The sequence below is a fragment of the Brevundimonas sp. NIBR10 genome (genome assembly GCF_027912515.1).
GTDB lineage: Bacteria > Pseudomonadota > Alphaproteobacteria > Caulobacterales > Caulobacteraceae > Brevundimonas.
This window is the reverse complement of record NZ_CP115464.1, coordinates 3,625,692-3,640,025: the sequence shown is the minus strand read 5'-3', so window position 1 is coordinate 3,640,025 and position 14,334 is coordinate 3,625,692. Positions and strand designations below refer to the sequence as shown.

The window sequence follows — 14,334 nt, the reverse complement described above, 5'->3', positions numbered from 1 at the left end:
CGCATCTAGCATGAAAGCGTCGAGTTTCGCGGTGGTTAACACAGTCTCAACGCAGATTTGAACGGCGCATCTCTCATGCCGCTGTCATGCGAAGGTCTCGAAAATGTTGCACTGCACAAAATCCCTTGACGGGCGTTCGCACTTGCACCATATGGAGGCCGTCGCACCGATCCCCCGGTCGCGAGAAAATCACGCGGGCCACCCCGCTTCACCGACTTCAGGAGATTTTGCTCATGGCCGACGCCGCAGAAACCATCAAGCCCACCGTCGAAACCGTCACCAAGGCCGTCAAGGCCCAGGGCGAGCAGTTCAAGGCCCAGTCCGAAAAGGTCCAGGCGGCCGGTACGCAAGCCCTCAAGGAAGGCCTCGAAAAGTCCACCGCCGCCTTCGGTGAACTGAGCGCCCAGTCCAAGCAGAACCTCGAAGCCCTGACCGCTTCGGCCACCGCCGCCCAGAAGGGCGCCGAGGCCCTGTCCGCCCAGGCCCTGTCCTACGGCAAGACCAGCTGGGAAACCGGCGTCGCCGCCGCCCAGACGATCGCCAAGGCCCGTTCGGTCCAGGAGCTGATCGAGCTGCAGACCTCCTACACCAAGTCGGCGATGGAGACCTACATGGCCGAAATGACCAAGATGACGGAAACCCTGACCGCCTCGGTCAAGGACAGCTTCCAGCCCATCAACGCCCGCGTCACCGCCTCGGTCGAAAAGTTCCAGGCCGCCCGCTAGGCGACCTGCACTCTCAGTAGCGTAGCAAGGGGCCCGGTGCGAAAGCGCCGGGCCCTTTTGTCATTGATCCGGTCCGATCACGAAACGCGTGACTGGACGCGACTACAAATCCGACGGATGTTTCCTATCTAGCGTTTCGACTCCCCGAAATGATGGACCACGAATGCCTACCAAACGGCCAGGTGAAGGACAGGGGCAGGGCTTCGGCTCCGCTACCGTCACCGAAACGAAGCCGAAGCTTCAGAAGCCCTCGCTGTATCGGGTGCTCATCCTGAACGACGACTACACGCCCATGGAATTCGTCGTCTATGTGCTGGAGCGGTTCTTCCAGAAGAGCCGCGAGGACGCGACCCGCATCATGCTGCATGTGCATCAGCATGGCGTCGGGGTGTGCGGCGTCTTCACCTACGAAGTGGCCGAAACCAAGGTCGCCCAGGTGGTCGAGACGGCGCGCCGTCACCAGCACCCTCTGCAATGCACTATGGAAAAAGACTGAGAGGATCTCCCCAATGCCCTCGTTCTCACGTCCTCTCGAAGAGACCCTGCACCGCGCGGTTTCCTACGCCAACGAACGCCGCCACGAATATGCGACGCTCGAGCACCTGCTGCTGGCCCTGATCGACGACCCGGACGCCACCGGCGTGATGAAGGCCTGCAACGTCGATCTGACGGCGCTCAAGACCGCCCTGACCCTGTATGTCGACACCGACCTGGCCGCCCTGGCCACCTCCGACGGCGAGGATGCCAAGCCCACCGCCGGCTTCCAGCGCGTGATCCAGCGCGCGGTGATCCACGTCCAGTCCTCGGGCCGCGAGGAAGTGACCGGCGCCAATGTCCTGGTCGCCATCTTCAGCGAGCGCGAAAGCCACGCGGCGTACTTCCTGCAGGAGCAGGACATGACCCGCTATGACGCGGTCAACTTCATCGCCCACGGCATCGCCAAGAAGGCCGGTGCCGGCGAGGTCAAACCCGCCAAGGGCTCGGCCCAGTCGCCGGAAGAGGCCGAGGACGCCGCCGCCGTCAAACAGGGCGGCGAAGCGCTCGAAGCCTACTGCGTCGACCTCAACGAGAAGTCCAAGAAGGGCAAGATCGATCCCCTGATCGGCCGTAACGCCGAGGTCGAGCGCGCCATCCAGATCCTGTGCCGCCGGACCAAGAACAACCCCCTGCTGGTCGGCGAGCCCGGCGTCGGCAAGACCGCCATCGCCGAAGGTCTGGCCCGCAAGATCGTCAACCACGAGGTCCCGGCCGTGCTGGAAGGCGCGACCATCTACAGCCTCGACATGGGGGCGCTGCTGGCCGGCACCCGTTATCGCGGCGACTTCGAGGAGCGGCTGAAGCAGGTCGTCAAGGAGCTCGAGAACCACGAGAACGCCATCCTGTTCATCGACGAGATTCACACGGTGATCGGCGCGGGCGCCACCTCGGGCGGGGCGATGGACGCGTCCAACCTGCTGAAGCCTGCCCTGGCGTCGGGTTCCCTGCGGTGCATGGGTTCGACCACCTACAAGGAGTACCGCCAGCATTTCGAGAAGGACCGCGCCCTGGTCCGCCGTTTCCAGAAGATCGACGTCAACGAGCCCACGGTCGAGGACACGGTCAAGATCCTGCGCGGGCTGAAGTCCTCGTACGAAAGCCACCACAAGCTGCGCTACACCGAAGCGGCGATCCGTTCGGCGGTCGAGCTGTCGGCCCGCTACATGACCGACCGCAAATTGCCGGACAAGGCGATCGACGTGATCGACGAGGCGGGGGCCAGCCAGATGCTGCTGCCCGAATCGAAGCGCAAGAAGGTCATCGGCCAGAAGGAGGTCGAGGCCGTCATCGCCAAGATGGCCCGCATCCCGCCCAAATCGGTCTCCAAATCCGACACCGAGGGCCTGCGCGAGCTCGAGAAGGACCTGAACCGCGCCGTCTTCGGTCAGGACGCGGCGATCGAACAGGTCGCCTCGGCCATGAAGCTGGCCCGCGCCGGCCTGCGCGATCCGCAAAAGCCCATCGGCTCCTTCCTGTTCGCCGGCCCGACCGGCGTGGGCAAGACCGAGGTGGCCAAGCAACTCGCGTCCACCCTGGGCATCGAGATGCTGCGCTTCGACATGAGCGAATACATGGAGCGTCACACCGTCAGCCGCCTGATCGGTGCCCCTCCGGGCTATGTCGGTCATGACCAGGGCGGCCTGCTGACCGACGCCGTGGATCAGCACCCGCACGCCGTCGTCCTGCTGGACGAGATCGAGAAGGCTCACCCGGACGTCTACAACATCCTGCTTCAGGTGATGGACAACGGCATGCTGACCGACGCCATCGGCAAGAAGGTCGATTTCCGCAACGTCGTCCTGATCATGACGACCAATGCCGGTGCCGCCGACAACGCTCGGGCCTCGATCGGCTTCGGTCGCGGCAAGGTCGAGGGCGAGGACGAAAAGGCCATCCAGCGCCTGTTCGCGCCCGAGTTCAGGAACCGCCTGGACGCCGTGGTCTCGTTCAAGGCGCTCCAGCCGGAAGTCATTCGTCAGGTCGTGACCAAGTTCATTCTGCAGCTGGAGGCCCAGCTGGCGGACCGCAACATCACCATCGAACTGACCGACGACGCGGCCGACTGGCTGGCCAAGAACGGCTTCGACGAACTGTACGGCGCGCGCCCCCTGGGCCGGGTCATCCAGGAGAACATCAAGAAGCCTCTGGCCGACGACATCCTGTTCGGACGCCTGACCCGCGGCGGTCACGTCAAGGTCGCCCTCGTAGACGGCAAGATCGCCTTCGACATCACCCCCACGGCCGGCGCCCCCGCCAAGGAAACCGCCGACGAAGACGCGGCCGTCTGAATCCACTCACCGCCCCTCCGCCGATCAGGAGAGGGCGACGGGGAGGTGGCGCGGCCCTCCTTCAGGGCCGTGACGGAGGGGGCGACGATGTTTGTCCCGTGGGGATTCTCGAAGCGATCGACGTGCGTCCGGCAGCCTCCATTCGCGGCATCGCGTCTCCCCCTCCGTCAGCTCGCAAAGGCTCGCTGCCACCTCCCCATCGCTTCGCGACGGGGAGGAGACGGCTTGTCCGACGCCTCCAGGTTTCAAACTTCAGCCCACCAATCCTTTGCCTCGCAACGGATTGGAGATTTCTCACCCCCTTGAACGCGCCCAGGGTCAAAAGCCCTCTATGATGCTTTCCGTCCCGTCGCGGGGAAGGGCGCAAGGCCTTGCGATCTTGTTGCGGCGGGGGTGTGTGGAGCGGGATCGGTGTCGGTCGCGTCACGGTCGTAAGCGCCCGTGTCAGGCCGAGGCTGAACAAGGGGTCTGGCGCAGATAGTCGGATCGTTCAGGGGACGATGCTGCAAGGGCATCACCTTCCCGCCGGGGGCGCGGTAGCGGCAAGGGGTTAACAGCCCCGCTGGTTCGGGTGACCGAGCCGTACAGCTCCTGGAAAACCACGCACGCGGAGCGTCTGTCTTTCGCCGAAACGGTATTTTCTATTCTTTTCCGGGCGGAGGCCCGGACGCTCCGCCGGCCCTTCCCATCGCTTCAGCGCATCGGCGCGTGAGGGCGAAGAGGTGTGTGTAGAGAGTGACTGGTGACTGGTGACTGGTGACTGCTGGATTTGGCAGCGCGCGGGCTGACCTCGATGGGCGTGGCGTCGAGGATGCGACAACCACCAACCACCAACCACCAACCACCAACCACCAACCACCAGCCACCCGGACACCACCTCCGCGAATCCTCAGACAATCACACTGTCCCTCGCTGTCATTTTGCTGCACTGCAAACGGTAGAATGTTGCGTCGCAGCACGAAATCGATGTGATTCATGCATCATCGTTTCGCCGTTTTTGCCCGTTCCATATGGATTTGCAGGCTCGTTTCGCTCTGCGGGCGAAAAGCACCATTGCGCCCTTGACGCTCTGATAACCGTTCGCCAAAGACGCTTGACCACGTTCGTATTAACGCGAGGTCGGAAACGATCACGGACCCGTCCCGGCGGTGCCGACCAGACTATGGTTCCCCTCGGGGCAACCAGATGCGATACAAGGCGTTCCGCCTGCGGCCTTTTGGCTCGCCAGACGGGGCAAAAACCGAATTTCATGGGGGGGCGGTCGCATGTCGCGGCCGGTCTCCAAGGTCAAATAGCTTCAGACCACAAAGCAGGAACTGGCGACAAATGCTGGATAGCAAGAAGACCAACATCCTCCTCGCCCTGGCCGGCGCCGCCGTCCTGATGGCGAGCAGCCCCGCGCTTGCGCAGGACCCCGCGGCCACGGCCGCTCCGGCCGCCGCCGCTCCCGCAGCGACGACCCCGGCCCCGGCAGCGGCCCCCGCGGCCGCTCCTGCCGCCGAAGCCGAAGACGGTGGCCACAGCGCCGCCGGTCTGACCCCGATCGACATGTTCATGATCGCGACCCCGGTCGTTAAGGCCGTCATGATCGGCCTGCTCCTGGCCTCGATCTTCTCCTGGACCCTGCTGATCATCAAGCTGCTCGAGTTCGGCAGCCTGAACCGCAAGACCGACCGCTTCCTCGAAGAGTTCCGTCAGACCCGTACCCTCGCGGACATGCGTCGCGTGGCCACTGACGAAGCCTACGACGGCAACCCGCTGGCCGACATGGCCGCTGCCGCCACCGAGGAAATCGAACTGTCGCGTCAGTCGGGCCTCTCGGTCGCCGGCGACAACAAGCATGACGCCCTGGCTCGCGCCCAGCACGCCGTTTCGGCGGTTCAGGCCGGCCTCGCCGCTCGCCTGTCCGGTGGACAGCAGTTCTTGGCTTCGACCGGCTCCATCGGCCCGTTCGTGGGTCTGTTCGGTACCGTGTACGGCATCATGAACTCCTTCATCGGTATCGTTCAGTCGAACACGACCAACCTGGCCTCCGTCGCCCCCGGTATCGCCGAGGCGCTGCTCGCCACCGGTATCGGCCTGTTCGCCGCTATCCCTGCCGTCGTGATGTACAACTACTTCAACACCCGCATCTCGGCCTATGGCACCCGTTCGGACGGCTTCGCCGCTGAACTGCTGAACGCCGTCTCGCGTCAGCTCGACAAGGGAGCCTAAGACGGATGGCCGCCAAACTCGGAGGTTCGGGCGGCGGTAAGTATCACGTCGAGCAGAACGCAGAAATCAACGTCACGCCTTTCGTTGATATCATGCTCGTCCTGCTGATCATCTTCATGGTGGCGTCTGCGGTCGCCACCCCGGGGGTGGAAGTGAAACTTCCGATCGCTCTTGCGCCGCCTTCCGAAAACCCGCCCAAGCCCGTGTTCATCTCGATCACGACGGACGGCCGGGTCTACATCGGAGACGGCGAGTCGAGCTACGACACTCTCGGTTCGGACCTGACGGCCCAGATCGGACGTCGGGACCCGACCAAGGAACGGATCTATATCCGCGGCGACCAGGATACGCGTTATGGCGACTTCATGCAGGCGATGAACTCCCTGCAGGATGCCGGCTTCTACAGCGTCGCCCTCGTCGGCGAAGATAAACCAGCGTAGGGAACGGGAGATCACATGACAGATACACCCGTTGAGTATCACCGCAGTCGGTACGACGCGCCTCGCAAGAAGGTGTCGCCGGTTACCTGGCTCATCGCCCTGGCGGTGGTGTTGGTCCTCTTTGTCGCGCTCGTGATCTGGGTCCAGAAGACCAAGTTCGAGATGCAACAGGTGGCGTTCGAGGACGACGCTGTGGACGTGGACATTGTTGCTCCGCCTCCGCCGCCTCCTCCCCCTCCGCCGCCGCCGCCTCCGCCGGACACCCCGCCGCCGCCCAAGCTGCAGGTCCGTCCTCCGGTCGTGGTGCCCAACGCGCCTCCGCCGCCGATCACACTGCCGATCGAGCCGACGAAGAAGGAAGACCGGGTCGAGTATACGGGTCCGCCCGTCATCGTCCCCGGACCTCCGCCTCCGCCTGCGCCTCCGGCTCCGCCTCGCCCGTCGGTCATCACCAACGTGGCCTGGTCGCGGCCTCCGCGTCCGACCGCCGACGACTTCCCGGCTCGCGCCATGGATCGTGGCGTCAGCGGCTCGGCGACCGTCTCGTGCACCGCCCAGGCCAACGGCCGTCCGGCGAACTGCCGGGTGGTTTCGGAAACGCCAGCGGGCATGGGCTTCGGCCAGGCCGCCGTGCGTATCGTCCAGCGGGGCCAGCTTTCGCCCCGCACCGTGGACGGCGCGGCGACCAATGCGACCTTCACCGTCCGGGTGCCTTTCAACCTGGGCGACTGATCGCCGCCTGACCTGATACGACAAACGCCCCGAAGCTCACGCTTCGGGGCGTTTTCGCGTTCAGGCCTCGCGCCCTGCAATGGGTGCTTGATCCCTCGGGACAGCGCCGCTAAAGACCACCCCTCGCGCGAGGCCAGTCGGCCCACGCGAACGATGCGCCGCCTTAGCTCAGTTGGTTAGAGCGCCGGTTTGTGGAACCGGAGGTCCTCAGTTCAAGCCTGAGAGGCGGTACCATTGATTTCAATGGGTTGGCTCTCACGCTGGCGGCACGCAGAAGCGCTGGGGCACACCCGGGGCACAATTCTCTCAAATCGCCCTCATTCGAGCAGCTTCGCAAGCCGTTCGGCTTCGATCGATTGAGCCTGTGCCGAGCGCGCCCGTTCCTTTAGATGCCCCGCCAGTACCGGGCCGAGGGACTCGTTCACGGGGTAATCGAGTCCTTCGCGTGCGGCCTTGGCGATGCGACGTACGCGCCGCACATCCATCTCGATCAGGTCGGCCAGTGATTGTTTCCACTCAAGGCCAAAAAGGGCTTCGCCTGCCTGGGCAAAAAGAGCTGCATTGATCGTCATGGTCGTCTCCGGTGGTTACGGCCCGCCGGGATGACGGGCCGCTTGGCTGCTTATGGGGCGGGGGCGTCTGCGGTGGGGATGACGTCGCCGAGGAAGAAGTCGGACGCGATCCACTCCACGATCTGTTCGAACATGGTCGCTTCCACGCTGGCATCGCCTGGCTCCATGTGCGCCAGCCCAGCGCGCCCCTTCACGATCGCGGCAGTGCGGGAGTTGCAGGGCGCGTCCATGATCCGGTCGATGATCTTATGGCGGCGCGCCAAGAACGGCTCAGCGGCGGTGTCGCCGTCGGGGCCAGCGGCACGAGAGGCGGTTTCGGCGACCTGCTCAAGTGCGCTGGCCTCTGCGGCCCACGCGGTCAGATCTTCGTCCGTGGTTTCCGCCCACTCGCGTCCCTCGGGCAGGTATGCCGACCGACCCTCATCGGCGCCGAAGATCAGATAAGGGCCGTGCGGCACACCGAAGTATACGCGGGAGCCGCCCGCCGGCCGGGCCGGCGGATCGAGCTGGATGCCGCAGAACTCGGCGATAGACATTCCAGCGCGATAGGCCTGAGCGAAGGCGGCCCGCAAGTGTGGGTCCTGCCCAATGCCGCCGAGGCCATCAAGGGCGGCATGCCATTCCGGAGCGGCGGCAGAGGGGAACGTGATCAAGGTGGTGGTCATAGGGTTTCTCCCTGTGTGGCACCCCGGCTCGATTGCCAGGGCGTGGGCATGACAGCCCGGTAGGCGCTCCGACCATGGCCAGAGCGCCAGCCGGGATGTCAGGCGGCCAGACGCCAGCCGGCACCACGGGCGGCCTTCAACGCCGTGCGAACATCGCCGGGAACGTATCGGCCGGAGGTCAGGTCGCGGGCCATGTCGCGCAGCACGGCCATGCCCTCCTGACTACGAACCGGGCGGGACAGGATGACCTTGCGAAGAGCAGCCTTGCGCGCGCTGGCTTCAAAGTAGATGGCGTCAGCGACGACCACGCGAGGGTGACGGAAGCCCGCCTCGGCCTCGCCATGCTGGCTCTCGATGCGCACCATGCGATCCCAGGCTTTGCGCTCGGCGATCGTCGCGGCCTCATAGGCGGCCCACAGGTCTGCAATGGGGGTGGATTCGTTCATCGTCTCGGTTCCTACCAAGGTCGCCCTCGGCACCTGCCAAGGACTGGAGCGACACGGCTCTGGCCATGTCAGGTGTCCTGTGTAGAGGACAGTTGGCGCGGTGTCAACGGGTGCATGGAATGGCCCTCGCATTGCCCGCATGGTTATGGTCGAGACGCGTAGGGCAGGGGCACTGACCAGCGCGGATCATGGCGGGGCGTTCGCGTTGTGCGAGCTGCCCCGCCTCATCCCCTCGCCGAGCAAGGCCGACCGAAGCGCCTGAGCCTGACGCCGGGGCCCGTTCGCTGCGCACACCGTCGGCTGACGCGACGACCTCCGACCGCCACCCAATAGGGAGACGCGGCGCACCATGGCCAAGGCGGTCATGGGGGAAAAATCGGCGCGCGGCTTCCCATACCGGGGTCACCACGCCGACCATGCAGGGGGTCCCCCGATGTCCCCATTTTTTTCAGATCCCAGAATCCGTTTTCCTCGGGCGGGTAGTGCGGTCGCCACCGATGGTGCATCGTCCGGGAAAGGGGGCGCACCATGCTGATCATGATCTCAATGCTGGCCGCGATGCAGACCGCGCCGACGCCCGCCCAAGCCAATGACCTCGATACCCGTGTGCGGGCCGTCCGGTCCTGCATGGATGCCGCGAGCCTTCGACTGGAGCCGAGTGGCGAAGCGGCACCGGTGATCGCCGACGCGGCTATGATGGCCTGCGACAACGAACGCGAGGAGGTCGAAGTTCTCGTCCGCTCTTTGGCGGCGACGCCTGAAGGCGGGGAGACGATGGCCCGCGAGGTTATGACTACGCTTGATGGGGAAATGCGCCGGCGAGCTCTCCTACAGGTGGTGGAGCTTCGCGCATCACGTCGAGTTCCTTAAGGCTATCGGCGCGGCCTGCATTTGAATCAGTGGGCGCGACCGCCTTTGTCGAGACCCCAATTGTTTTCCGGCCGCTTAAGCGTAGGGTGCGGCCATGCGACGGATGTGGCGCCAGGCTGAGAAAATGTCGGTGGCGATCGCGGCGGTCGCGGCCATTCTCACTCTGCTTGGTGTCGAAGTTCTTTCTCGGACCCACCCCGTGTTGGCGTACGCGCTGGGCGCAGCAGGCGCGGTTGGGCTAGTCCTCGTCGTCGTCTTCACCAAAGGGCAGAAGCGCTGAGGCGTCGAACCGGTGGCCCCATACGCGGGTAATTGCTCTCGCTTTGGGTTGCCATAGACCCTCGGCGAAAACTTCGGTGACCTCGACATCCACGTCCAGGATCACACCGGCAACCATAGGAATAGGCTCCGTTCCGTCTAGCAGCCGGCCGACAAATGCGTGGTCCTTCATCATGAAGCTAAACTCGCCGGATGGCGTCTGAAAGCGCCAGAGCCTCCGAGTTCTTGGAACGAGCACGGGCTTGATCAAGACCGCCTCAATCCTCTCCGGCCTGGTTCGCTCGCGGCGATCATCATTCTCGACGGCCATATAACCGCCACGGACCAGAAATGCGCCTCGCTCAATGACCGACGATGGCTGCTGCTCGGGCCGGGGCGAGACCCCCACTCCTTTGATGACGGGATCGGTCTGGAGAGCCCGGTAGACCTGTTCAGCAGGCTTCTTTCCGGCCCCGCGCGCTACGGCTGATGCAACCCGCTCACGTTCCTCGGCAGCAACCGCCTGGGCCGGTGGACTGTCGCCGAAAATCGAGTCCAAGAATTTCTCATAGAAATAATCAACGGTCTCGAGCCCGAAGTGGGTCGCCGCTCCTGCAAGAATGCCGATCAGTGCAGCCTTGAACTTGGGGTCGATTTGGATGCGCGCGTTCAGGCCAAAGCTGCCCTCATCAGCGTCCAACACCTCCACTCGGATCGTCAGATCGGGATAGAGAACCCGAGCGACATCCTTGATGGTTCTGGCCCAAGCTATCGAGGCTTCCGCCACGACTTCCAGATCCCCGTGCTGTCCTTCCGGAATGTCCAGGTAGAGCGTGATCGGTGCTGATGCCAAAAGAACCTCCCCAGGTGCGGCTCCAGCTAGCCAGCAACCCGTGCGGGAGTCGAGTCGTCCTTAACCTGTATCAGAACGATGAAAGCCCGTGCGTCGCCGGTCACTAGCTTCAATACCACTGCTTTGACGGTGCCGGCTCAGCCACCTGCCGCACAAACACATACCCCAGCCGGGTCTTGTTCCGCTGCTCCATCTCGAACCACGCCACTTCGCCCTCGAACTCGGGCACCTGGCCGATCTCAGCGAAGCGGGTGCGGCGGGCCAGCCCGTCGATCGTGAAGCACAGCAATCGGGCGTCGCCGGTGTGATCGGGCAAGGTCATCATGCGGCGGACGCAACAGATGCGCGTCAGCCTGGGCGCTGGCGTGCGGGCCATGGCGATAGTCCAGATTGTGCGCCAGTGACCCTGCGGTCGGTGTAGGCGGCGGCAGTAACCGGACGCAACCGGCGGGCCTGACGATCCTGTGGACGGGCGGGGTGCATTCAAGCGGGCCTTGATCGGCATGACGATGCCCCATGCCCCTACCTCTCCTTGCCATCGCTGCTGCAACCGGATCCGTCCTCCAGGGCATCGGCACGATCGCGGGCGGTTTGCAGTCAGCCAAGGCGGCGAAGGCTTCCGAGCTGGGCGCCAAGGTCGAGCGCGACATGGCCATGTTGCGCCGGACCCAGATCGGCGAAGAGTCCCGAGTCCAGTTGGCCACGATGCTGGGCAATCTGGCGGTCACGCAGTCGGCGCGCGGCGTATCCAACGACTCCCAGACGTCACGGCTGATCGAGCGGCGGACGATGGCGGACGCCTACCGGGCAGAGGCGATCGCGGGGCTCGGCGAGCTCAACCGCGCCGGAAGCGCCAGCATGGCGGCCAAGGGTTTCCGGACGCAGGCGAAGTGGGCGATCCCCTTGTCGGTGGTGAACGCCGCAGGATCATTCGCGCAGGCCGCATCCTACGGCTCGGCGATGAAGCGCCCCGGTCCACCCGCTGATCTGAACGGGCTCTACTGATGGCTGGCCAAGGCACAGGACTTCCCACGCTTCCGTCGGGTGGCATCACGGCGATGCCCGACACGTCCGGCTATGGGGCCGCCGAACGGGCGAACGCCGAAGGGCTGGCCCAGGCCGTCGACGGCATCGGCCGGCTCCAGAGGAATACGCTGGCGCCTCTCTTGAAGGATCAGGCCAAGAAGGACGCGACCGCTGACGTGCTGGCCGGTCGCTTCGCCGAACGCGCCCAGGTGACCGAATACGACGCGGCCTATCAGGACGTGATGATCAGCGGCACCGCGGCTCGCTATGCGTCGGAAGACGACCGCGCCCTCGACGACCTCGTGGCGGCCAATCCCTACGACCCCGACGCCTTCGCCGCATCGGCGCGGGCGTACCGGGCTGAGCAGATCAAGACGACCCCGGCCGCTGTGGTCATGGAGCGGGCGGCCAACTTCGACCGGCGCCATGACACGCTCTTTCAGAACCTTCGCCTGGCGCGCTTGCGCTCGGATGCCGAGGAGTCGGGCCGGAGCATCGTCGGCCGTAAGGACGAGCTGGTGGCGCGGATTACCCGCAATGCCGAGGATGCCGGATCGTATGGCGACGCGGATCCAGCATTCGCCGGTGACGTCAGCGAACTGGCGCAGCTTTGGTCCCAGATCGCGGAGAACCCGGTGCTGGGCGTCGCACCAGACCAGGCGGCGCGACTCCAACAGCAGGACGTCAGCAAGTTTCAAGCGTCGGCCTTCGCAGGCCATATCCGCCGGGTCATTCGCGAACAGGGCCCCGACGCTGCGCTCGCCGAAATCCAGAGCGCGCTACCGCCGGCCGGCACCATCGCTGGGGACCAGACCGCGAGCCCATCCGGCGCCGAGGCGATCACCGCAGCCTTGTCACCAGAGGCGCGCGAGCTGGCCCGCGAGCGGGGCATGGCCGTCTACAGCGAAGAAGTCGGGCTGATTCAGCAGCGGGCGAACATCGCGTCGTCTGCCCGGACGCAGGCCAGCCAGCAAACCGAAAGCCTGATCGAGGCGATGCGCTACGGCGGCGACGTGAAGCCGGAAGACCTGCGCGCCGCTGCGGAGGCCTCGGGCGACCCCGGACTGATCGCGCGGGCTCGGTGGGCGATCGAGGTCGGCGTGACGCCGCCGGAGGGTTTCGGCGGCGGTGGTAGCGGCGGCTCCTTCAATGGAGACGGTTCGGCGGCGGGTGGATTCCAGGCGTCGGTCGATTTCGTCATTGATCAGATCGAGGGCGGTGAGGCCTACGTCGCCGACGACAACGGGCGCGGGCCGACGCGCTTCGGCATCAATGCCAGCGCGAACCCAGACCTCGACATCGCCAACCTGACCCGTGGCGCTGCGGTCAACCGCTACAAGAGGAATTACTGGGACGCGATCGGGGCCGACCAACTGCCACCCGCCCTTGCCTTGGTGGCCTTCGACGCTGCTGTGAATCACGGCCCGGCCGATGCGCGCCGATGGATCGCCGAAAGCGGTGGCGACGTCGGGCAGTATCTCGCCTTGCGGGAGGCTGACTATCGAGCCCTTGCCGCGTCGAACCCCGCTCAGGCGCGCAATCTGAACGGCTGGCTGAACCGGCTTCAGACCGTCCGGCAGCGAGCGGCCCGCATCCAGAGCTTCCAGAACACCCAAGGTGGATTCGCGACCGACCCGCTGGCCTTCGCCCTCGGCAACAGCACGCGGCCGGCTCTGGCGCAGGTGACGCCGGTCCCGGTCGAGGCGGTGTTCAACCCGCAACAGCAGGGCGTGTGGGGTCAGGTGATGCAGGGCCGGAGGGCGACCGGCGACACGCTGGCCCGGCAGTATCAGGTGCCGCGCCGAATGCTCACCGACGGCGAGGTGGCGGCCTACAAGGATCGCTTCGAGTCCGATCCGGCCTCCGTCATCACGTTTGCCCAGCAGGCGACAGCGGCCCTCGGCGGTCAGGGTGCCCGCGACCTGTTGGCGGAGATCGGCCAGGGCGGCGCGGCACCGGTCCTGATCCACATCGCAGACATCGGCCGTCCCGGCGGTGACGTCCGGTTCGCACGGCAGGCGGCGCTCGGGCTGTCGCTCAAGGCCGCCGGTCAGGCGCTCGACACGGATAAGCGAGACGATGTGAATGCGGAGGTGACGCGTTGGCGTTCCCTACTGGCCGCGACGCCAGCCCTGCTCTCGGCCGTCCAGAACTCGGCGCAGGCTGCCGCACTGGCTGACGATACGTCCGGCGTGGTCCGGCCGCCCGAATACTACGTCCAGGCCGCCCTCGGTCGCACGACCTGGGGCCGGAATACCTACGGCGGCGCGGCAGAGGTCAACGGTGCCAGCGTCGTCGTTCCGCGCTGGATGAACGGCGAGCGGTTCGACGACGTGCTTGAGACTCTTGCCGGAACGTGGACGGCTGGTGGACACGGCCCCGTCTTCGGAAATGGCGAGCCGATGCCTGCCCGCACCTTGGCCCGCCTGCGTCCCGTGTTGCAGCCGAACGGCAACTATCAGCTCGTCGATCGGCGCGGCGCCACAGCGACCCGGCGCAACGGCCAGCCGTTCGAACTCAACCTGAACGCCGCCCGCATGACCATCGAAAGCCGTCTCGGCCGCGACGTGGTTCGGCCGGACTGATGGCGATGCAGCAGACAGGCGGCCCATTCGCTGCCGGTGACATCGCACGGCCCCAGGCCGCGCCGGTACAGACCCGCCCGATCGAGGCCCCGCGTCCTTTCTGGGACCAGGTGGAGCGTCGTG

At 65.5% G+C, this 14,334-nt stretch carries 14 protein-coding genes and 1 tRNA gene; 10 read left to right on the top strand and 5 right to left on the bottom strand.

Going from position 1 to position 14,334, the window contains the following annotated elements:
- The first annotated feature begins 233 nt into the window (after positions 1-233).
- The 7 genes from phaP (at position 234) to O5K39_RS17745 (ending at position 7,170) form a co-directional block, all read left to right on the top strand.
- Positions 234-725, top strand: coding sequence for a TIGR01841 family phasin (phaP, locus tag O5K39_RS17775; protein WP_271144932.1), 492 nt, complete (start codon positions 234-236; stop codon positions 723-725).
- A gap of 163 nt (positions 726-888) precedes the next feature.
- Complete coding sequence (gene clpS / locus O5K39_RS17770; protein WP_271144931.1) at positions 889-1,221, top strand: ATP-dependent Clp protease adapter ClpS; 333 nt, start codon at positions 889-891, stop codon at positions 1,219-1,221.
- Positions 1,222-1,234: 13 nt separating this feature from the next.
- Entirely contained in the window at positions 1,235-3,550 is a 2,316-nt protein-coding gene (clpA, locus tag O5K39_RS17765; protein WP_271144930.1) for an ATP-dependent Clp protease ATP-binding subunit ClpA, read from the top strand.
- Between the two features lie 1,326 nt (positions 3,551-4,876).
- A complete protein-coding gene (locus tag O5K39_RS17760) occupies positions 4,877-5,764 on the top strand; it encodes a MotA/TolQ/ExbB proton channel family protein (protein WP_271144929.1) in 888 nt (295 codons plus the stop codon).
- Between the two features lie 5 nt (positions 5,765-5,769).
- Complete coding sequence (locus O5K39_RS17755; RefSeq protein ID WP_271144928.1) at positions 5,770-6,204, top strand: biopolymer transporter ExbD; 435 nt, start codon at positions 5,770-5,772, stop codon at positions 6,202-6,204.
- Between the two features lie 15 nt (positions 6,205-6,219).
- Positions 6,220-6,936 carry an energy transducer TonB gene (locus O5K39_RS17750; RefSeq protein ID WP_271144927.1) on the top strand — a complete coding sequence of 239 codons (717 nt, stop codon included), beginning with the start codon at positions 6,220-6,222 and terminating at the stop codon, positions 6,934-6,936.
- Positions 6,937-7,093: 157 nt separating this feature from the next.
- Positions 7,094-7,170: transfer RNA gene (locus O5K39_RS17745), tRNA-His, on the top strand.
- A gap of 83 nt (positions 7,171-7,253) precedes the next feature.
- Here O5K39_RS17745 and O5K39_RS17740 read toward each other — a convergent pair.
- The 3 genes from O5K39_RS17740 to O5K39_RS17730 form a co-directional block, all read right to left on the bottom strand.
- Positions 7,254-7,508, bottom strand: a complete 255-nt coding sequence (locus O5K39_RS17740) for a hypothetical protein (protein ID WP_271144926.1) — start codon at positions 7,506-7,508, stop codon at positions 7,254-7,256.
- A gap of 50 nt (positions 7,509-7,558) precedes the next feature.
- Positions 7,559-8,173 carry a hypothetical protein gene (locus tag O5K39_RS17735; RefSeq protein WP_271144925.1) on the bottom strand — a complete coding sequence of 205 codons (615 nt, stop codon included), beginning with the start codon at positions 8,171-8,173 and terminating at the stop codon, positions 7,559-7,561.
- Positions 8,174-8,271: 98 nt separating this feature from the next.
- A complete protein-coding gene (locus O5K39_RS17730) occupies positions 8,272-8,619 on the bottom strand; it encodes a hypothetical protein (RefSeq protein WP_271144924.1) in 348 nt (115 codons plus the stop codon).
- A 528-nt stretch (positions 8,620-9,147) separates the two neighbouring features.
- Between O5K39_RS17730 and O5K39_RS17725 the strand changes: the two genes are divergently transcribed.
- A complete protein-coding gene (locus O5K39_RS17725; protein WP_271144923.1) occupies positions 9,148-9,489 on the top strand; it encodes a hypothetical protein in 342 nt (113 codons plus the stop codon).
- Positions 9,490-9,727: 238 nt separating this feature from the next.
- Here the strand turns inward: O5K39_RS17725 and O5K39_RS17720 are convergent, their stop codons facing one another.
- A complete protein-coding gene (locus O5K39_RS17720) occupies positions 9,728-10,600 on the bottom strand; it encodes a hypothetical protein (protein WP_271144922.1) in 873 nt (290 codons plus the stop codon).
- A 109-nt stretch (positions 10,601-10,709) separates the two neighbouring features.
- On the bottom strand, positions 10,710-10,976 hold the full coding sequence (locus O5K39_RS17715) for a hypothetical protein (protein WP_271144921.1): 267 nt from the start codon (positions 10,974-10,976) through the stop codon (positions 10,710-10,712).
- A gap of 140 nt (positions 10,977-11,116) precedes the next feature.
- Here O5K39_RS17715 and O5K39_RS17710 point away from each other — a divergent pair, with 140 nt between their 5' ends.
- Positions 11,117-11,605: a hypothetical protein gene (locus O5K39_RS17710; protein WP_271144920.1), complete on the top strand. Its 489-nt coding sequence runs from the start codon at positions 11,117-11,119 to the stop codon at positions 11,603-11,605.
- Positions 11,606-11,658: 53 nt separating this feature from the next.
- On the top strand, positions 11,659-14,211 hold the full coding sequence (locus O5K39_RS17705) for a glycosyl hydrolase 108 family protein (RefSeq protein ID WP_271144919.1): 2,553 nt from the start codon (positions 11,659-11,661) through the stop codon (positions 14,209-14,211).
- Positions 14,212-14,334: the final 123 nt, after the last annotated feature.